Origin of the sequence: Nocardia neocaledoniensis, from assembly GCF_003182135.1 — a bacterium.
Lineage (GTDB): Bacteria > Actinomycetota > Actinomycetes > Mycobacteriales > Mycobacteriaceae > Nocardia > Nocardia neocaledoniensis.
This window is the reverse complement of the sequence record NZ_QGTL01000004.1, coordinates 646,206-664,620: the sequence shown is the minus strand read 5'-3', so window position 1 is coordinate 664,620 and position 18,415 is coordinate 646,206. Positions and strand designations below refer to the sequence as shown.

16 protein-coding genes and 1 tRNA gene are annotated in these 18,415 nt (G+C 68.7%); 12 read left to right on the top strand and 5 right to left on the bottom strand.

The window, feature by feature from the left end; genetic code table 11:
- Positions 1–90 precede the first annotated feature (90 nt).
- From DFR69_RS15040 to DFR69_RS15030, 3 genes are all read left to right on the top strand, one after another.
- A complete protein-coding gene (locus DFR69_RS15040) occupies positions 91–1,236 on the top strand; it encodes a nitric oxide synthase oxygenase (protein WP_110038120.1) in 1,146 nt (381 codons plus the stop codon).
- Positions 1,237–1,524: 288 nt separating this feature from the next.
- Entirely contained in the window at positions 1,525–2,301 is a 777-nt protein-coding gene (locus DFR69_RS15035; RefSeq protein WP_110038119.1) for a DUF2382 domain-containing protein, read from the top strand.
- A gap of 130 nt (positions 2,302–2,431) precedes the next feature.
- The gene (locus DFR69_RS15030; RefSeq protein ID WP_110038118.1) at positions 2,432–2,800 is read left to right on the top strand and encodes a nuclear transport factor 2 family protein; all 369 of its coding nucleotides are present in this window, start codon (positions 2,432–2,434) and stop codon (positions 2,798–2,800) included.
- A gap of 12 nt (positions 2,801–2,812) precedes the next feature.
- Here the strand turns inward: DFR69_RS15030 and DFR69_RS15025 are convergent.
- Positions 2,813–2,902 (bottom strand) — tRNA-Ser (locus DFR69_RS15025).
- Between the two features lie 82 nt (positions 2,903–2,984).
- Between DFR69_RS15025 and DFR69_RS15020 the strand changes: the two genes are divergently transcribed.
- Positions 2,985–3,968, top strand: a complete 984-nt coding sequence (locus DFR69_RS15020) for an NAD(P)H-quinone oxidoreductase (protein ID WP_110038117.1) — start codon at positions 2,985–2,987, stop codon at positions 3,966–3,968.
- A gap of 4 nt (positions 3,969–3,972) precedes the next feature.
- Here the strand turns inward: DFR69_RS15020 and DFR69_RS15015 are convergent, their stop codons facing one another.
- Complete coding sequence (locus DFR69_RS15015; protein WP_110038116.1) at positions 3,973–5,175, bottom strand: cysteine desulfurase-like protein; 1,203 nt, start codon at positions 5,173–5,175, stop codon at positions 3,973–3,975.
- 86 nt (positions 5,176–5,261) lie between these two features.
- Between DFR69_RS15015 and DFR69_RS15010 the strand changes: the two genes are divergently transcribed.
- From DFR69_RS15010 to DFR69_RS35215, 6 genes are all read left to right on the top strand, one after another.
- Positions 5,262–5,849, top strand: coding sequence for a bacterial proteasome activator family protein (locus DFR69_RS15010; RefSeq protein ID WP_110038115.1), 588 nt, complete (start codon positions 5,262–5,264; stop codon positions 5,847–5,849).
- A gap of 219 nt (positions 5,850–6,068) precedes the next feature.
- Positions 6,069–6,896 (top strand): galactan export ABC transporter permease subunit Wzm/RfbD, encoded by an 828-nt coding sequence (gene wzm, locus DFR69_RS15005; RefSeq protein ID WP_110038310.1) that lies wholly within the window; start codon positions 6,069–6,071, stop codon positions 6,894–6,896.
- A gap of 13 nt (positions 6,897–6,909) precedes the next feature.
- A complete protein-coding gene (gene wzt, locus DFR69_RS15000) occupies positions 6,910–7,728 on the top strand; it encodes a galactan export ABC transporter ATP-binding subunit Wzt/RfbE (protein WP_110038114.1) in 819 nt (272 codons plus the stop codon).
- A gap of 59 nt (positions 7,729–7,787) precedes the next feature.
- Positions 7,788–8,855 carry a galactofuranosyltransferase GlfT1 gene (gene glfT1 / locus DFR69_RS14995; RefSeq protein ID WP_244198260.1) on the top strand — a complete coding sequence of 356 codons (1,068 nt, stop codon included), beginning with the start codon at positions 7,788–7,790 and terminating at the stop codon, positions 8,853–8,855.
- A gap of 226 nt (positions 8,856–9,081) precedes the next feature.
- Positions 9,082–10,116, top strand: coding sequence for a ribosome small subunit-dependent GTPase A (rsgA, locus tag DFR69_RS14990; protein ID WP_110038113.1), 1,035 nt, complete (start codon positions 9,082–9,084; stop codon positions 10,114–10,116).
- Positions 10,117–11,334: 1,218 nt separating this feature from the next.
- Positions 11,335–12,069 carry a hypothetical protein gene (locus DFR69_RS35215; RefSeq protein WP_244198259.1) on the top strand — a complete coding sequence of 245 codons (735 nt, stop codon included), beginning with the start codon at positions 11,335–11,337 and terminating at the stop codon, positions 12,067–12,069.
- 54 nt (positions 12,070–12,123) lie between these two features.
- On the opposite strand, the gene DFR69_RS14980 is transcribed toward DFR69_RS35215, so the two are convergent.
- Positions 12,124–14,013, bottom strand: coding sequence for a glycosyltransferase (locus tag DFR69_RS14980; protein ID WP_110038112.1), 1,890 nt, complete (start codon positions 14,011–14,013; stop codon positions 12,124–12,126).
- 109 nt (positions 14,014–14,122) lie between these two features.
- Positions 14,123–14,653 carry a GtrA family protein gene (locus tag DFR69_RS14975; protein WP_110038111.1) on the bottom strand — a complete coding sequence of 177 codons (531 nt, stop codon included), beginning with the start codon at positions 14,651–14,653 and terminating at the stop codon, positions 14,123–14,125.
- A 126-nt stretch (positions 14,654–14,779) separates the two neighbouring features.
- Between DFR69_RS14975 and DFR69_RS14970 the strand changes: the two genes are divergently transcribed.
- Positions 14,780–15,748, top strand: coding sequence for a glycosyltransferase (locus DFR69_RS14970; RefSeq protein WP_110038110.1), 969 nt, complete (start codon positions 14,780–14,782; stop codon positions 15,746–15,748).
- Positions 15,745–17,280, top strand: a complete 1,536-nt coding sequence (locus tag DFR69_RS14965; protein ID WP_110038109.1) for a DUF2142 domain-containing protein — start codon at positions 15,745–15,747, stop codon at positions 17,278–17,280. Before DFR69_RS14970 ends, DFR69_RS14965 begins: the two co-directional genes overlap by 4 nt.
- 23 nt (positions 17,281–17,303) lie before the next feature.
- Here DFR69_RS14965 and rfbB read toward each other — a convergent pair whose 3' ends face one another.
- On the bottom strand, positions 17,304–18,305 hold the full coding sequence (gene rfbB, locus DFR69_RS14960) for a dTDP-glucose 4,6-dehydratase (protein ID WP_110038108.1): 1,002 nt from the start codon (positions 18,303–18,305) through the stop codon (positions 17,304–17,306).
- Between the last annotated feature and the right edge of the window lie 110 nt (positions 18,306–18,415).

Here is an 18,415-nt window from a genome sequence, read left to right as displayed (position 1 = left end):
GCGGCGTCGCGGTGTTCTCCCGCGGGTGATGGTCCGTGCCCCGGGTACGCCGCGCACGGCCAAGCACCCCTGCCCGACCGGAGATGTCCCGTGAACCAGCTCTCGCGCCCCACCGTCTGCGAAAAGGCCACTGTCACAGCATCTTCGACCGAAGAACTCACCACCGATCTCGACCGCAGGCTCCGAGAGTGCGACGAGTTCTTCCGCCAGCCCGAGCTGGGTCATCTGCCCGCCCAGCGTCGCCTGGAGGCCCTCGCCGAACTGCGCGGAACCGGCACCTATCGGCACAGTGGCGAGGAGATCCTGATCGGCGCGAAACTGGCCTGGCGCAATCACGCGCGCTGCGTCGGCCGCAAGCACTGGCGGTCGCTGAAATTGCTGGACGCCCGGCTGGTTACTTCCGCGCGAGAGCTTTCCGAGGCGTGCTGGCAGCATTTGCGGCTGGCCACCAACGGCGGGGCGATCCAGTCGATGATCACGGTCGGACCGCAGCGCGAACCGGGCCGCGAGTACCGGATCGTGAGCTCGCAGCTGATCCGCTACGCCGGCTATCCCAACGGCGACGGCACCGTCACCGGCGACCCGGCCAACATCGCCGCGACCGAGCAGGCGACAGCGCTGGGCTGGCGCGGCGCGCGTACCCCGTTCGACGTGCTGCCCGTGCTGATCAGCACGCCCGACGAGGGCCTGCGGTACTTCGATGTGCCACGCGAGCTGGTCCGCGAGGTGGACCTGAGCCATCCCGACTATCCATGGTTCGCGACCCTGGGCCTGAAATGGCATGCGCTTCCGGCTGTTTCGAACATGGATCTGGATATCGGCGGCATCACCTATCCGTTCGCGCCGTTCAACGGCTGGTATGTGGGCACCGAGATCGGCGCGCGCAATCTGGCCGACACCGACCGCTACAACATGCTGCCGCTGATCGCCGACATGATGGGTCTGGACACCTCGTCGGTGCGCACCCTGTGGCGCGACAAGGCGCTGATCGAGCTGAATCACGCTGTCCTGCACAGCTTCCGTAACTCGGGTGTGCACATGGTCGACCATCACACGGTCGCCAAGCAGTTCTGCGATCACGTCCAGCGCGAGGAGGCGGCAGGCCGCCGGTGCCCGACCGACTGGAGCTGGGTCAACCCGCCGATCTCCGCCGCACTGACCCCCACCTTTCACCGCTACTACGACGAGCCGGATCTGGACATCCGCCCGAACTTCGTCAAGCGCGCCGACGTCTGATCCGCCGGCGCGCCGGGATCCGGGCGACGGCGAGCACGCGCGATCAGGAGGCGCCGCCTGATGCGCGATCTGCGCGGCGGCACCCGGTGTACGGCGAGATCGCTGACTCATTGCCGTGCTGACCGGGCGTTGTTTGTGTGCCGAAGGCTCGGGTATTTGCCTCGAGGTAGCTGATCCGGCCGAACCCGGACAACTGCACTGACCGATCACCACAACCCAGCGGAGCCGCCATCCCGGACCCGATGTGGCCGGGATCGGGCGACCTCCGCACCAGGTAGGAGGATCATCATGGGCAGAGCGACACTGGACTCGCTGATCGGAGCCACCGCGTACGACGAGCGGGGCGAGAAGATCGGCAAGGTCAAGCAGATCTACATCGACAATTCCACCGGCTCGCCGACCTGGGCGGCCGTCTCGACCGGGCTGTTCAGCAGCGATTCGCTGGTGCCGCTGGCGGGCGCCGAACACCGGGCCGAGGACGACACCCTGAGCCTGCACGTCGAGAAGGAACAGGTGAAGTCGGCACCGCATCTCGACGACGGCGGGCGGATCAGCCCGCAGTCCGAACAGGAGCTGTTCCAGCACTACCACGTCGACCCACGATCGGCGGGCTGGAACACCTACGGCCGCCAGCAGATCCGCCCCGGCGGCGACGAACCGATGACCCACGGCAACCCGACGACCACGGACAATTCGATGATCCGCTCGGAGGAACAGCTCCGGGTCGGCACCGAGAGCGAGGAGGTCGGCACCGCCCGGCTGCGCAAGTACGTGGTCACCGAGGAACAGAACGTGCGCGTCCCGGTGACGCACGAGGAGGTCCGCGTCGAACGCGAGCCGATCACCGATCGGGAGACCGGTCGCAGGACCGAGATCGGCGAGGAGGAACGCGAGGTGACGTTGCACGCCGACCAGGTGCACGTCGACAAGGAGGCCGTTCCGGTGGAACGCGTCCGGTTGGAGGTCGACGAGGTCGCCGATGAGCGGACCATCTCCGACACCGTGCGCAAGGAGCGTGTCGACACCGAAGGCATCGACGACGATCGGCGCCGCAACCAGCCGTAACCGGCACGGTCGACGGCAGCCGCCCACCTTGCGTGGACGGCTGCCGTTACCGGCTCATCGCGCGTAAAGTCCTGCGTACGGGCCGAATCGCCCTGGTCCGGCTCGCTGACGACGAGCGAGGGAGACCCCGATGAGCACCGCATCCGGATCTGGATTCGATGCCGAGGCACTGCGCCGCGGTATCGAGGGGCGAGACGCCCGGACCCTGCTGGATCTGTACGGCGAGGACGCCGAGATCCGCATGGTCGACCACCACGATCAACCCAGTCATCCCCGTGTGCTGCACGGCCGTTCGGCCATCGGCGAGATGTTCACCGATGTCTGCGCCCGCGAGATGACCCACAAACTCGAGAGCATCCTGATGGACGGCGACCACGTCGCCTTCGTCGAATCCTGCCGCTACCCCGACGGCACCAGAGTCCTGGTCCACTCGATGGCCGACATCCGCGACGGCCGCATCGTCGACCAGACCTCGATCCAGGCCTGGGACGAGCAGTAGCCGCCCGCGGTTTGGCGGAGACGGAGGGATTTGAACCCCCGGTGGGTTTTACGCCACGCTCGCTTTCAAGGCGAGTGCATTCGGCCGCTCTGCCACGTCTCCTTCGCCTGGAATGGTAGCGGACGCGGCGGCGGGCGGGCGTGGTGCTGGGCGGCCGCGGGCCCGGGCGGGGCAGGATGAGGGCATGCGCGCTGTCGAATTGAACGGGTTCGGTGGGCCCGAGGTGATGGAGTGGACCGAGACGGTCGATCCGGAGGTCCGGCCGGGGGAAGTGTTGATCGAGGTCATCGCGGCGGGGGTGAATCGCGCCGATGTGATGCAGCGGCGCGGGTTCTATCCGCCGCCCGCGGACGCCAGTTCGGTGCCGGGGCTGGAGTGCTCGGGGACGATCGTCGCGCTCGGTGACGGAGTACGGGACTGGCGGGTCGGCGATCGGGTGTGCGCGCTGCTCGCGGGCGGTGGGTACGCCGAGCGGGTCGCGGTGCCCGCGACGCAGGTGCTGCCGATTCCGGAGGGACTCGATCCCGTGGCGGCGGCAGGGCTGCCCGAGGTGGCGGTGACCGTGTGGTCGAACCTGGTCATGACAGCCGGGCTGCGGTCGGGTGAGCTGGTGTTGATCCACGGTGGCGGCGGCGGGATCGGGACCTGCGCGATCCAGGTGGCCAAGCGGCTCGGGGCGCGCGTCGCGGTGACGGCCGGTTCGGACGAGAAGCTGGCCAAGTGCGCCGAACTGGGCGCCGACCTGCTGATCAACTACAAGACCCAGGACTTCGTCGCCGAGGTCGCCGCGTTCGACGGCGCCGACGTCATCCTCGACAACATGGGCGCCAAGTACCTCGAGCGCAATGTGGAGGCGCTGGCCGCGCACGGCAGGCTGGTGGTGATCGGCATGCAGGGCGGCGTGTCCGGCACGCTGAATCTGGCCGCGCTGCTCGGCAAATGGGGCACGGTGCACGCGACCAATGTGCGCAACCGGCCGCGCGCCGGGGCCGGGAGCAAGGCCGAGCTCGTCGCCGCGGTGCGCGAGCAGCTGTGGCCGATGGTGGCCGCGGGCGAGGTGGTGCCGGTGATCTCCGCCGAACTGCCGGTCACCGAGGCCGGGCGCGCGCACGAACTGCTCGACTCGCCGGAGACCTTCGGCAAGGTCGTACTGCGGATCCGCGACTGAGCGGCTATTCGAGCGCGCTCAGGGCGCGGCCGAGCTGGTCGATCTCGTAGCGCGTGGTGTAGGGCGCCAAGCCGATGGTGACGGCGCCGCCCTCGTCGTTGACGCCGAGCGCGTCGAGCAGCCTGCTGCCGCCGTGCACCCCGCTGACCGTGCCGATCCGGTTGTCGGCCAGTTTGGCGGCCACCTTCTCCGCCTGCATCCCCGCCATCGTGAAGCTGACGGTGGGGATGCGGGTGGAGGCTCGGCCGATCACGGTGAGGTTCTCGACCTTGTCCAGCACCTGCATCAGGTGATCGAACAGCTGGTCGTGATAGTCCTGCAGCGAGGTGATCGACATCTCGAGCCGCTCGCGCCGGGTGCCCCTGGCCCGCTCGTCGAGGCCGGCGAGGAAGTCGATCGACTCGGTGAGCCCGGCCAGCAACGCGTACTGGTGGCCGCCGACCTCGAGCCGTTCAGCACCCTTGGCATAGGGATTGAGCGACATGGACGGGATGCGATCGAGGAACGCCGGATCGCGGAAGACCAGAGCGCCCACCTGCGGGCCGCCCCACGACGGGGCACTCAGCGCGACCACGTCGGCGTTGAGTTCGTCGATGTCGATCAGCGCGTAGGGCGCGGCGCCGAACGCGTCGGCCACCAGCAGTCCGCCCACGTCGTGCACGCGGTCGGCGGCCACCCGGACCGCGGGCGCCGAGCCGACGATCGGGGACGCGGCGGTGAGCGCGACCAGGCGGGCGGTCGGGCCGATGAGCTCCTCGAACTGCCAGGACGGCATCTCGCAGGTCTCGATCTCGACCTCGGCCCAGCGCACGTGCGCCCCGTACCGGTTGGCGATGCGCAGCCACGGCGCGACATTGGCCTCGTCGTCGAGCCGCGACAGCACGATCCCGGTGCCGAGACCGAGCCGGGAACTCAGCGATTCCGCCAGCCAGGCCAGCAGTACCGCGCGATCGGGTCCGAGCACGACGCCGGCCGGATCTCCACCGACCAGGTCGGCGACCGCCGAGCGCGCGGCCTCGAGAATCGCGCCGCTGCGGGTCGCCGCACCGTGGCGGCCGATGTGGGAAAACGAGGAGGTGCGGAAACCCGTTGACACGGCACGCGATACCGAATCGGGAACGAGCATCCCCGCCTGCGGATCCAGATGAATCCAGCCGTCGCCCAGGGACGGTATCAGGCCCCGAACCCTCGCGACGTCATAAGTCATGCCCGCCACTTTAAGGGCAGCGGGCGTCCCGGTGTAACCGCGTCGGGGTTTTAGCGCGAACCCGACACACACGCAATGATGGGGATATGACGCACTCGGAGGATGTACCGGAATCCATCGTCGTGATCGGTCCAGACGGCCGTCCGCTCACCGTGCCCGCCGACCAGAACGGCGCCGCGGCGTTCACCGCGCAGGTCGTGCCCGACGACGAGAAGACCGACGCCGACGACAAGGACAACGGCGAATCCCTGGCCGACATGGTCGAGCAGCCCGCCAAGGTGATGCGCATCGGGACCATGATCAAGCAGCTGCTCGAGGAGGTGCGGGCGGCTCCGCTCGACGACGCCAGCCGGTCCAGGCTCAAGGAGATCCACAAGTCCTCGGTGCGCGAGCTCGAGCAGGGTCTCGCGCCGGAACTGCGCGAGGAACTCGAACGCCTCACCCTGCCCTTCACCGACGAGTCGGTGCCGTCGGACGCGGAGCTGCGGATCGCCCAGGCTCAGCTGGTCGGCTGGCTGGAGGGTCTGTTCCACGGCATCCAGACGGCGCTGTTCGCCCAGCAGATGGCGGCGCGCGCGCAGCTCGAGCAGATGCGTCAGGGGGCGTTGCCGCCCGGGATGCACGCGGGTGAGCCGAAGCAGGGCGGACACGTCGGCGGCGGGCAGTATCTGTAGCCCGCCCGCACCACGTACCAGCCACCGGTCCACCCTGTAAGGTCGGGGACCGTGCCCGCAGCTGCCGCTCGTCCCGATTCGGTCTCCGACCGGAGCGACGCGCGTACCGAAGAGAGCCCCGTGCATTCTGACGACAACTCCACGGTGACCGAGGCCGAGCAGGCCGAAGCCGCCGAAGCAGAGCACACCACCGACTCCCCCCTGCTCGTCGCGGAGCCGATGGTGTCGGATTCGCAGACCTTCCGGCGCGCGTTCAAGGACATGCGCGACGGCTTCCACCAGCGCGAGCTCTGGCTGTCGCTGGGCTGGCAGGACATCAAACAGCGCTACCGCCGCTCGGTGCTCGGCCCGTTCTGGATCACCATCGCGACCGGCCTGCAGGCACTGGCGATGGGTCTGCTGTATTCGACCCTGCTGGATCAGCCGATCAGTGAGTACCTGCCGTATGTGACGGTCGGCCTGATCATCTGGAACGTGATCAGCGCCTCGATCCTCGAGGGCTCGGACGTCTTCATCGCGAACGAGGGCCTGATCAAACAGCTGCCCTCGGCGCTGAGCGTGCACGTGTACCGGCTGGTGTGGCGGCAGTTCCTGTTCTTCATCCACAACGTGGCGATCTACGCGGTGCTGCTCGTGGCGTTCTCGCTCTGGCGCAACCTCGACGCCTCTGTGCTGCTGGCGATCCCGGCGATCGTGCTGCTGTTCCTCAACGCCATGTGGGTGTCGATCGTGTTCGGCATCTTCAGCACCCGCTACCGCGACATCGCGCCGATCCTCGGCTCGATGACGCTGATGCTGTTCGTGCTCACCCCGGTCATGTGGTCGACGAAGGCGCTGGAGAACTCGGTCGGCGGGATGAGCGACCGGGCCAAGCTGATCGAGATCGTGCCCACCTTCCACTACCTCGAGATCGTGCGCGCACCGCTGCTCGGCGAGCCGTCGGAATGGCATCACTGGGCGATCGTCGGCGCGATCACGGTGGTCGGCTGGGTCGTCGCGATCCTGGCGCTCAAGCAGTACCGTGCCCGCGTCCCGTACTGGGTTTAGGAGCAGTGGACCGATGAGCCGTGTGAGTATCGAAACCCATCAGGCGTGGGTCGAGTTCCCCATCTTCGACGCCAAGTCGCGGTCGCTGAAGAAGGCCTTCCTCGGCAAGGCGGGCGGCGCGATCGGGCGCAACAGCTCCGATGTGGTCGTCGTCGAGGCGCTGCGTGACATCAACCTCTCGCTCAAGGAGGGCGACCGGGTCGGCCTGGTCGGGCACAACGGCGCGGGCAAGTCGACCCTGCTGCGGCTGCTCTCCGGCATCTACGAACCCTCGCGCGGCAGCGCGCGCATCCGCGGCCGGGTGGCGCCGGTGTTCGACCTCGGCGTCGGCATGGATCCGGAGATCTCCGGCTACGAGAACATCATCATCCGCGGGCTGTTCCTCGGGCAGACGCGCAAGCAGATGATGGCCAAGATCGACGAGATCGCCGATTTCACCGAGCTGGGCGAGTACCTGTCGATGCCGCTGCGCACCTACTCCACCGGTATGCGGGTGCGCCTGGCGATGGGTGTGGTCACCTCGATCGACCCCGAGATCCTGCTGCTCGACGAGGGCATCGGCGCCGTCGACGCGGAGTTCATGAAGAAGGCGCGCACGCGGCTGCAGTCGCTGGTCGCGCGCTCGGGCATCCTCGTCTTCGCCAGCCACTCCAACGAATTCCTCGCCCAGCTGTGCGACACCGCGATGTGGGTCGACCACGGGCAGATCCGTCAGCACGGCGGCATCGAAGAAGTCGTACGCGCGTATGAGGGTCCCGACGCGGGTAATCACGTGGCACAGGTGCTGCGCGAGCTGGAGTCCGAGAAAGAACTGGAGCAGAACAAGGCATGAGCGGTCAGCGGCCGGAGGAGGAAGCGGAGCGTGACCCGAGCATGCCGAACGGACACAGTATGAGCGGTGGACGTGACGAGGCTGCCCCGGCTGCCGTGCCGGGTGGGTTCAGCATGACCGACCGCCTCGAGGCGACTCCGGCGCCGATCGAGCCCGCGGCGCCCTCCGTCGTCGTCGACGACGACGTCGAACTGCCCGCCGGCGCCGAACCGGCCGACCTCACCACCGAGACCGGGCCGCAGGCACGGATCATCGGCGTCGTCGTCACGCACAAGCGCCGCGAGCTGCTCGCCGAATCGCTGAAAGTCCTGGCCTCGCAGACGCGGCCGATCGACCACCTGATCGTCGTCGACAACGCCAACGAGGACGAGGTGGCCGAACTGGTCGCCCAGCAGCCGATCGAGGCCACCTACCTGGGCTCGCGCCACAACCTCGGCGGCGCGGGGGGTTTCGCGCTCGGCATGCTGCACGCGCTCACCATGGGCGCCGACTGGGTGTGGCTGGCCGACGACGACGGCCGCCCCGACGGTCCCGAAGTGCTTGCGACGCTGCTGGATTGCGCGCGCCGCCACAACCTCGTCGAGGTGTCGCCGGTGGTGTGCGACATCGACGAACCCGACCGGCTCGCCTTCCCGCTGCGCCGCGGCGTGGTGTGGCGGCGGCTGCGCTCGGAGCTCGGCGACGAGGACTTCCTGCCCGGCATCGCGTCGCTGTTCAACGGCGCGCTGATCTCGGCCAAGGCCGTCGACCTGATCGGCGTGCCCGATCTGCGGCTGTTCGTGCGCGGTGACGAGGTGGAGGTGCACCGCCGCCTCGTGCGCTCGGGGCTGCCCTTCGGCACCTGTCTGCAGACCGCCTACCTGCACCCGAACGGCGCCGAGGAGTTCAAGCCGATCCTCGGCGGGCGGATGCACACCCAGTACCCGGACGATCCGGTGAAGCGCTACTTCACCTACCGCAACCGCGGCTACCTGATGTCGCAGCCGGGTATGCGCAAGCTGCTGCCGCAGGAATGGATCCGGTTCTCCTGGTTCTTCCTGGTGACCCGGCGCGATCCGGCCGGCCTGCGGGAGTGGTTCCGCTTGCGCTCACTCGGCCGCAACGAGCAGTTCGGCAAGCCGGACTGACGTCCGTCGCGCGCCGTGCGCGGTCGTGCGGAAAATCGGTTGCCCGGCTCAGGGAAGTGGGGCAGAGTTCGGGGTGACGTTGGAGAGGAGGTGGATGTCCGTGAGTACACAGATGCGGATTGCTGTGCCCGGGGCCCGCGAGTACGCGGCCGCCCTGGCTGTTCCGGACATCACCTCTCCTCGCTGAGCCCTGGTCGGGTTCGGCGCCCGACGAAGGATCTCACCCATGGTCGACTACGACCGTCTCGTCCCTTACGGCTGGACCGAAGCCGTAGCTTCTGAATATCTCTCCGTGCTCGCCGATGGTCTGACTCCGGCCCGCATCGTCCGGATGGATCGCAGCGAATGCGATGTGGTGACTCCCACCGGACCGGCCCGCGCCGGTTGTCCACGGGAGATCACCGGGCTGTGCACCGGCGACTGGGTCGGCATCGATGCCGACGGCATGGTGCGGCAGCTGTTGCCGCGGCGCTCGGCGATCATGCGCTCATCGGTGTCGGGGCGTTCGGTCGCCCAGGTGCTGGCCACCAATGTGGATACCGTGCTGATCTGTACCGCCGCCGACGGTGACGTCGACCTGGGGCGGATCGAGCGGATGCTCGCCCTGGCCTGGGAGAGCAACGCGCAGCCGATCGTCGTGCTCACCAAAGCCGATGCCGCGGTGGATCTTCCGCTGGATGCCGTGCGCGCTGTCGCGCCGGGGGCGAGCGTGCTCGCGGTGAGCGCCTCGGCCGAGATCGGGCTCGACGTGCTCACGGCGATGCTCTCCGGAACGGTCGCGTTGATCGGGCCATCCGGCGCGGGCAAGTCGACCCTGGCCAACGCGCTGCTCGGCGCGGAGGTGTTCGCCACCAACGCGGTGCGCGCGGTGGACGGCAAAGGCAGGCACACGACGGTGCACCGAGAGCTGCGGCCGCTCCCCGGCGGCGGCACCCTCATCGACACCCCCGGCCTGCGCGGGATCGGTCTCTACGACGCGGCCGACGGCATCGGCAAGACGTTCAGCGACATCGAGTCACTGGCCGCCGAGTGCCGCTTCGCCGACTGCGTGCATCAGACCGAACCTGGTTGCGCGGTCCTGGCCGCGCTGACCGACGGCACCCTCCCCGAACGCCGGCTCGCGAGCTACCGCAAGCTGGCCAAGGAGAACGAGTGGATGGCCGCCCGCACCGACAAGCGCCTGGCCGCCGAACGCGCCCAGGCCTGGCGATCCATCACCAAACAGCAGCGCCGCCTGAACCGCGAACGCGGTCGGCGCTGAGGTTTCAGCCTCGGCTGCCGCGCGGGGGCGCGCGAACCGCACCCCCGCGCGGCAGTCGGCCGTCGATCACTCGCCACCCCGACCAGGAGGGAGCAATCCGCTACTACCAGCTGACGGTCTCGGCCGCCGGGGTATCGCGGGCCCGGCCCTCGACTGCTCGTGCGTCGACGCCGGGCCGGTGATCTTGTTTCGGGGTGGGGTGATCCGGGTATTTCGGGCGGAGCCGAACTCGGCGGGAGGCGAGGCCGATCGCGCGGTAGGGTTCGGGCGCACGGTTCGCTATCCGGAGGCTTGATGAGTAACCCCGGCGACTTTCCCCCGCCACCGCCCCAGCCCGCAGTCCCCGCTCCCGGCGAATCAGGAAGTACACCAACACCTTCCGGCCCTGGCGCCCCCTCATCTCCCAGCCTCCCCACCCGCGGCTCGCTGGGCACACCCCCACCCGGCCTCGCCGGCACGCCCGCGGTCCCGAGCCCGCCCCCACGCCTCGACCAACCTTTCACCCCCGAGTTCGGACAGCCGTCGGCGCCATCGAGCAACCCCGGCCTCGACGTCACAGCCACGACACCACCACCGAACCTCGACCAACCGCAGACCAACGCCACACTGCGGTTCGGCGACGCGCCACCGGCAGCCACCAACTTCGGTACACCGCCGAGCGACCCGGCACGCGACCACGCGGAAGCAGCCGCACCGACCGTCGGACAGCCGCCCGTAGCGCCGGGGAGTCCGGCAGCAGGCTTCGGCCGACCCCCGGAACCAGGAGCGCCCGCACTCGGATTCGCACCGCCGCCCACGCCGGGCACCCCGCCTCCGGGTTTCGGCATGCCGCCCGCTCCAGGCACCCCGCCTCCTGGTTTCGGGCCGCCACCCGAAGCAAGCTCTCCCCCTTCGGGATTCGGCTACTCTCCGGCCGTCCCAGGTCAACCGGCGCCGACTGGGACGGGCGGACCGATCCCCGGATTCGGCCAGCCGCCCGCGGCGCCTGGCTTTCCAGCGCCCGGCTTCGGGCATGCGCCGGCGAGGCACGGAAGTCATCCAGCCGGATTCGGTCAAGGGGCGTTGTCGGGTGGGCCGATTCCCGGGTTCGGGCCGACGCCGGGCGGGCCGGCACCCAGCTTCGGCCAAGCGCCACCGACACCAGGCGCGCCGGTTCCCAGCTTCGGGCAAGCGCCGTCGGGACCCGGCGGGGGTTCTTCCGCCATGAGCAGCCCGGGTATGGGGATCGCGCAGCCAGGAGCGGCCGGTGCGGCCCATGCGTCCCCGTCTTCTCCGGGTGTCGGTCTCGCGCAACCGCATTCAAGGTCGCAAGCGGAAGCGGCGCAGCTGTCGTCGCCCGGGATCGGGCAGGCTGGGCTGAATCTGCCGCCGCATGGGGGCGGGTTCGGGCCGCCGGGTAATCCGCTGGTCGGGCAGGCGCCTACGCCGCCGCCGGGGTACGGGCAGCCGCTGCGGAGTGCGCCGGGGTTTCCGCCGCGTCCGCCCGAGGTGGGGACGCGGTCGTTCGACGGGTTCGCCGCGGCGCGCGGTGGGCCGCAGGTGAGTCAGCCGGCCACGGGACAGCAGGAGGTGAATCCGCCTGGGATCACGGTGGATTCGTCGTATCCGTGGATCTCGTTCATGCTGTCGCTGGTCAAGCCGAAGATCTTCGTCAACGGTCAGCCGGTTCCGCATGCGCAGTGGGGGCAGACCCATGTGCCGGTCGGGCCTGGGCAGTATCACGTGCGCGTGGTGACGCCGTGGCTTTCGGAGATGGGGCCCGCGGAGATGCAGGTTCCGGTCGGGCAAGGGCCGGGGAGCAAGATCTACTACAAGCCGCCCGCGGTCATCTTCCTGAAGGGCGCGATCGGGGCGGAGCCGCAGAAGACGCCGGGCATGCTCTTCATGGTGCTGCCGTTCGCGGCGCTCGCCCTGCTCTTCCTGTTGATGTTCGTCCTGGTCCTGGTCGGTTGACCCGACGAAAACGCCGCGCCGGAACGCATTCCGGCGCGGCGTACGGTCTCGGACTCAGTTGGCGTCGATGCCGTACAACCTGGCCCAGTTCTCCCGGCTGGTGAGCTCCGGGACGGCGGCGCGGTACTCGGCCTGCAGCGCGGGCAGTTCCTTGCGGAGCTTGCGCAGCGTGCGGTAGGTGCGGATGAGCAGGGCGCGGGCGCGCGCCTTGTCGCGGCGGCGCACGCGCACACCCGACTGCGAGGCGTCGGTGACGACCACGTGGTCGAACAGGCCGACGTGCCACCAGTGCGCGTCCTCGCGGGTGACGCCGATCAGCCCGTGCTGGGTGCGCCCGGTCCACTGCGTGATCGCGCGCTTGATCAGCACCAGGGTGATGCGGCTCGGCTCACCACTGGCCCGGCGGACCTGGATGTCGGCGGAGTTCACCGGCGGGGTCGCGGCGGGATGCTTGATGGTCTCCGGGTAGTCGCCGCGGGTGCCGCGGGCGGCGGCGAGGGCGTCGATACCGCCGTCGCGCAGCACCTTCGGGCCCTTCATGAAGTCCTCGATGCCCTGCAGGGTGGTGTGCACCAGGCCGTACTGCATGCCGACGAGGTGCTCGGCGATGTAGCGGAAGAAGTCCCTGGTGATCGCCTTGCCGTCGAGATCGGTGTGCAGGGCGCCGACGATGAGCGAATTACGGGTGGAGAAGTAGCGCGCCCAGTCGTCGTAGTCCTTCCAGTAGAAGTCGGCGTGCCAGACGGCCGCGTTGGGCAGCGTGACGGTGACGAACCCGTGCTCACGCGCGCGGATGCCGTACTCGACGTCGTCCCACTGGAAGAAGATCGGCACCGGCAGGCCGATCTTGGCGACCACCTCGGCCGGGATCAGGCAGGTCCACCAGGCGTTGTAACCGGCGTCGACGCGGCGCTCCTGGTTCTTCTTGAGCATGGAGGTGTTGCGCAGCGCCTTGGGCACCTTCTGGCCGTGCTTGAGCTCGTGCAGCTTCACCTCCTCCGCGCCGACGTTGAGGTAGTCGGGGTTGAGCAGGAACAGCATCTGCGCGCCGACCAGGGTGGGCTCCACGGTCAGGTTGGCGAAGGCCTGCAACCGCAGCACGGTCTCGGGCTCGCAGAGGATGTCGTCGTCCATCAGGATGACGTCGGCGTGCTCGTTGGCCGCCGACACCTCGTACAGGCCACGCGTGAAGCCGCCCGCGCCGCCCAGGTTGGGCTGGCGGATGTAGCGCAGCTTGTCGCCGAAGTCGGGACGAACCTGCTGGAACAGCGGCCGGTTCTCGACCAGGTCGGTGCCCTGGTCGACGACGTAGACGGCGTCGATCGCGCCGAGCACGGTCGGATCGGAGGCCAGCGCCGCGACGGTGTGCGCGCAGTCCTCGGCGCGGTTGAAGGTGCAGATCGCGATCGCGACCGGGCGCACCTTCTCCGGCGCCTGCGCGGTCCACGCGAGCTCGGCGATGTCGAGGTCGCCGCCGATCGCGTCGAACTCGAGCCACAGCGCGCCGCCGTCGACGTACTGGTCCAGCGGGGCGGTCAGGCTCACGTAGCCGCTGCTGGTGGCCACGAGCGAGGCGATGATGCGGCGGTGGCCCGCGATATCGGAGGCGACCAGGCGCACGTTCGCCTTCGCGCCGACCCGCAGGTTCGCGGTGGCGGTCACCTCGGTGACGGTGGTCCAGCGCTGCCAGTAGCTGGCGGCGAAGCGACCGAAGTAGGTGTTGGTGTGCGCGGTGGCGCCCTTGGGCAGGTGCAGCGACAGGCGCTCACGCACCGCGGCGCCGCCCTTGACGACGGCGTACAGCTCGTCGCTCACCCGGGCCGACGGGCCCGTGAAGATGCCCCTCGCCAGTACCAATCGTTCCGGCGCAGCGTGTTCACCTCGCAGCGAGGCGGGCGCGGCGTCGTTCGATTCGGTCACGGCTTGGGTAGCCGACTGCTCCATGAAGTCCTCGAAATTCTCGGTATCGACTGCGCCGGCGCAAGCAGTCACGTGAAGAAGGCGGCGCGGCGGGCGGGGGTGAGAATATCAATCGCCCGGACACGTCGCGCTGTCAGTGAGGTGTCGCCGCACCCCGCGCGTGTTGCTCCTCGGTTGCGGAGGAGCCGGTGAAGACGAATTTGTCGTAGGCCCAATAGCGGAACACGACGGCGACGATCTGGCCGATCAACGTGCCGGAAATGTTGTCCGAGAGCGGGCTGGACAGGTCGAGCACATAGCGGGAAAAGCCGAGGCAGCCCAGTTGCAGGCCGATCGCGACGACGTTGAACACCGCGTACAAAAGGTATTCACGTCCCGGGTTGTCGGTCTTCTTGTGGGCGAAGGTCCACCACTTGTTCCCGAAGTAGGTGACCACCGTCGCGACCGCGATCGCGATGATCTTGGCGGGCAGCGGCGCGTGATAGAGCACACCTTCGGAGAAGGAGAATCCGCCGCCCCAGAACACCAGCAGGTTGTAGGTGCCCGCGTCGACGAGGAACCCGATCGCGCCGACGACGAGGAACGCGGCGCCCTGCCGCAAGGCGGTCACCACCTTCGACATCAAGGACGCGGGGACCGGCTCGGACAACTCGGGGTGGGACACGGGCCGACCGTACACCGATGGCCTTTCCGCTCCCGCGTTAAGCTCGCTGAACCGGGTGAGCGAATCCGACGCGCGCTGTGTACCCTCCCGGTGTCCCACTGCTGCCTACATCGAGGATTGACCCGGGTGGACTCCACCGAGCTTCGCATTGCCGCCGTGGTCCCCTGCCACAACGAAGAGGCCGCGGTCGCCAAGGTCGTCGCCGACCTGAAGGCCGCCGTGCCGGGGATCGTCGTCTACGTCTACGACAACCTGAGCACCGACCGCACCGCCGAACGCGCCCGCGAGGCCGGGGCGATCGTGCGCTACGAGAACACCAAGGGCAAGGGCAATGTGGTCCGCCGCGCCTTCGCCGACATCGAGGCCGACGTCTACCTGATGATCGACGGCGACGACACCTACGAGGCCTCGGCCGCCCCGCTGATGATCAAGACGCTGCTCGAGGGCCCCTACGACCACGTGCTCGGCGTGCGCAAGCAGGACGACAGCGACACCAGCGCCTACCGCTCCGGCCACGAGACCGGCAACAAGGTGCTCAACGGTGTGGTCGGCAAGGTGTTCGGCGAGAACGTCGAGGACATGCTGAGCGGCTTCCGGGTGTTCTCGCGCCGGTTCGTGAAGAGCTTCCCCGCGGTCTCGCGCGAATTCGAGATCGAGACAGAGCTGACCGTCCATTCGCTGCATCTGCGGGTGCCGCAGACCGCCGTGCAGGTGGGCTTCCGCGACCGTCCGGCGGGCAGCGAGTCCAAGCTGCGCACCTACCGCGACGGCACCAAGATCCTGGCCCTGATCCTCGGCCTGGCCCGGCACGAGCGCCCGGTCGCGTTCTACGGCCTGTTCGGCACGATCACCTGGCTGATCGCGATCATCCTGACCGTGCCGATCGTGATCGACTTCTACAACACCCACGAGGTGGCGCGGTTCCCGACGCTGTTCCTCGGGTTCACCCTGGTGCTGCTCGGCAGCCTGGCCTGGACCGCCGGACTCATCCTCGACGGCATCCGCCGCTCCCGCCACGAGGCGGCGCGGCTGATCTACCTGCGCTATTCGGCGGCCGGCGTCACCGAGGACATCGCCGCCGGAGACCGTAGGTGACGACTTCGACCGAGCCCGACACCGTGGTCGAGCCGAGCAAGACCGTTCCACCCGCGCCTGGTGCCAAGGATCGCGTGCTCGCCCCGGTGCGCGCGCTGAACCGCAGGCTCGGCGCGGCCACCGTCGCCTTCGCGGTGCTGGCCACCGTGTTCGGCGCCCTGTTCGCCGTGCTCACGCCGCCGTTCTGGGGCCACGACGAGCTGACCCAGTTCGGCCGCGCCTACCAGGTGGCGCACGGCGGGGTGTTCCCGCAGCGCATCGCCGACGACCGCGGCGTGGCCTACGGCGGCGACATCCCGGTCAGTGTGGACGCGCTGATGGGCTACGCCTTCCGCGACTACAACGACAACCCCGACGAGCCCGACGCGATGGTCGCCGACCCCGGCGCCTACGACCGGCTCGGCGCCGCCGAGATCAGCTCGGCCACCAAACCGATGTGGTTCACCAACACCGCCGCCTACTCGCCGGTGCCGTACGTGCCCGCCGCCGTCGGCATCCGGCTCGGTGAGGCGCTGGGCCTGAATGTCGGCGGGATGTACCTGCTGACCAGGCTGGCCGGCCTGGTGGCCTACCTCGGCGTGGTCGGCTTCGGGCTGTACGCGCTGCGGGAGCGGCGCAGCCAGTGGCTGGTGTTCACCGTGGCCGTGCTGCCGATCGCACTGTTCCAGGCGGGCACCGTCACCGCGGACACGCTCACCAACGCGCTGGCGATCATGGTGTCGGCGCTGCTGCTGAAGGCGCTGTTCGTCGGCGATCGGCTGCGCCCGGTGGAGACCGGCGCGCTGCTGGCCGCGACGATCGCGCTGCCGCTGAGCAAGCCGACCTATGTGCTGCTGGCGATGCTCGTGGTCGTCGTGCCCGCCGACCGGCTCGGTTTCAGCGGAAAACTGAAACTGATTCCGTGGGTTTTCGCCGCGGTGGGCGGCACGCTTTTCCTGGCCTGGACGAAGATCGCCTCGGCGACCGGCGAGGGCATGGGCCTGATGCGGCCGCAGCACCAGTGGTACGAGGTGCGCCCGGGCGATCAGCTGAAGGGAATCCTCAGCGACCCCGTGCAATTCGTGCACACCTTCGGCGAGAGCATCGCGCTGCGCGACCACCGCTGGTTCAACCAGTTCTTCGGCGAACTCGGTTTCGCCTATGTGGACGTGCCCGCCATTTCGATGCTGGCGTGCCTGATCGCGTTCGCGGTGAGTTTCGGTATCGCCGACCGGATGAACAGCGCCACCGCGACGTTCAAGCGCACGCTGATCGTGGCGTTGACGGTGCTGGCGAGCGTGGCGATGGTCTATGTGACGCTGTACATGTCGTTCACGCCCGTCGATTTCTACATCATCGACGGTGTGCAGGGCCGCTATTTCGTGCCGCTGGCGATCATGGGATTGGCCGTGATCGCACGCTGGGTCCCGTTGCGGCTCACCGATTCCGACGGCGTGATTCCCACCCGCGGTACGGCGATCACCGTCACCTGCGCCTCGCTTTTCGCGCTGATCGCCGCGGCCGCGACGTATTACACCGTCGTCTGGGGCTGAGTCCCCGGACGACGGTGCGGGGGCTACAACGTCCGCTCGCCCGCCTCGGCGTAGGCGCGTTCGGTGGCGGCCTTCTTGGGCCGCCACCAGTCCTCGTTCTCGCGGTACCAGGTGATGGTGTCGGCCAGCCCGGCCCGGAAGTTCGCGTAGCGCGGTGACCAGCCGAGTTCCGCGCGCAGCAGGCTCGCGTCGATGGCGTAGCGCTGGTCGTGGCCGGGACGATCGGTGACGTGGTCGAAGTCGGCGGGGTCGCGGTCGAAGGCCTCGAGGATCATCCGCACGACGCTGAGATTGTCGAGTTCGCCGTTCGCGCCGATGAGATAGGTCTGCCCGATCCGGCCGCGGTCGAGCACGTCCCACACGGCGCGATTGTGATCGTCGACGTGGATCCAGTCGCGCACCTGATGACCCGCGCCGTAGAGCCGGGGCCGCACACCGTCGATCAGATTGGTGATCTGGCGCGGGATGAATTTCTCGACGTGCTGATACGGGCCGTAATTGTTGGAGCAGTTCGACAGCGTCGCGCGGACGCCGAACGAGCGCGTCCAGGCGCGCACGAGCAGGTCGCTGCCCGCCTTGGTCGCCGAATACGGGCTCGACGGGTTGTAGGCGGTCTGCTCGGTGAAAGCCGGGTCGTCCGGGGTGAGATCGCCGTACACCTCGTCGGTGGAGACGTGGTGATAGCGCACATCGTGGCGGCGCACGGCCTGCAGCAGCGAGTAGGTGCCGACGATATTGGTCTGCACGAACGGCCACGGCTCGGCGAGGGAGTTGTCGTTGTGCGATTCGGCGGCGAAATGCACCACCGCGTCGACACCGCTGACCAGATTGTCGACCAGGTCGAGATCGGCGATGTCACCGTGCACGAATTCGATCCGGTCGGCGACCGGATCCAGCGACGCCCGGTTTCCGGCGTAGGTGAGCGCGTCGAGGACGGTCACCTGAACGTCCGGGCGCGTGGCCACGGTCTGCTGGACGAAATTCGCACCGATGAACCCGGCCCCGCCGGTTACGAGCACTCGCACCCGGCCAACGATACGTGCTCATCGGCTCCTTCCGTGTCGGCAGGCCGCCGAGTTCCGTTGCCGCAGCGCGCCACAACTGTGACGATCCCGCGATCTACACTGTGACGTCC

Coding starts and splice junctions, on each gene's coding strand:
- DFR69_RS15035 (WP_110038119.1), top strand. CDS start 1,525: ATGGGCAGAGCGACACTGGACTCGCTGATCGGAGCCACCGCGTACGAC.
- DFR69_RS15015 (WP_110038116.1), bottom strand. CDS start 5,175: ATGACTTATGACGTCGCGAGGGTTCGGGGCCTGATACCGTCCCTGGGC.
- DFR69_RS15010 (WP_110038115.1), top strand. CDS start 5,262: ATGACGCACTCGGAGGATGTACCGGAATCCATCGTCGTGATCGGTCCA.
- DFR69_RS35215 (WP_244198259.1), top strand. CDS start 11,335: ATGGGGATCGCGCAGCCAGGAGCGGCCGGTGCGGCCCATGCGTCCCCG.
- DFR69_RS15030 (WP_110038118.1), top strand. CDS start 2,432: ATGAGCACCGCATCCGGATCTGGATTCGATGCCGAGGCACTGCGCCGC.
- wzm (WP_110038310.1), top strand. CDS start 6,069: ATGGTGTCGGATTCGCAGACCTTCCGGCGCGCGTTCAAGGACATGCGC.
- DFR69_RS14980 (WP_110038112.1), bottom strand. CDS start 14,013: ATGGAGCAGTCGGCTACCCAAGCCGTGACCGAATCGAACGACGCCGCG.
- rsgA (WP_110038113.1), top strand. CDS start 9,082: ATGGTCGACTACGACCGTCTCGTCCCTTACGGCTGGACCGAAGCCGTA.
- wzt (WP_110038114.1), top strand. CDS start 6,910: ATGAGCCGTGTGAGTATCGAAACCCATCAGGCGTGGGTCGAGTTCCCC.
- glfT1 (WP_244198260.1), top strand. CDS start 7,788: ATGAGCGGTGGACGTGACGAGGCTGCCCCGGCTGCCGTGCCGGGTGGG.
- DFR69_RS15020 (WP_110038117.1), top strand. CDS start 2,985: ATGCGCGCTGTCGAATTGAACGGGTTCGGTGGGCCCGAGGTGATGGAG.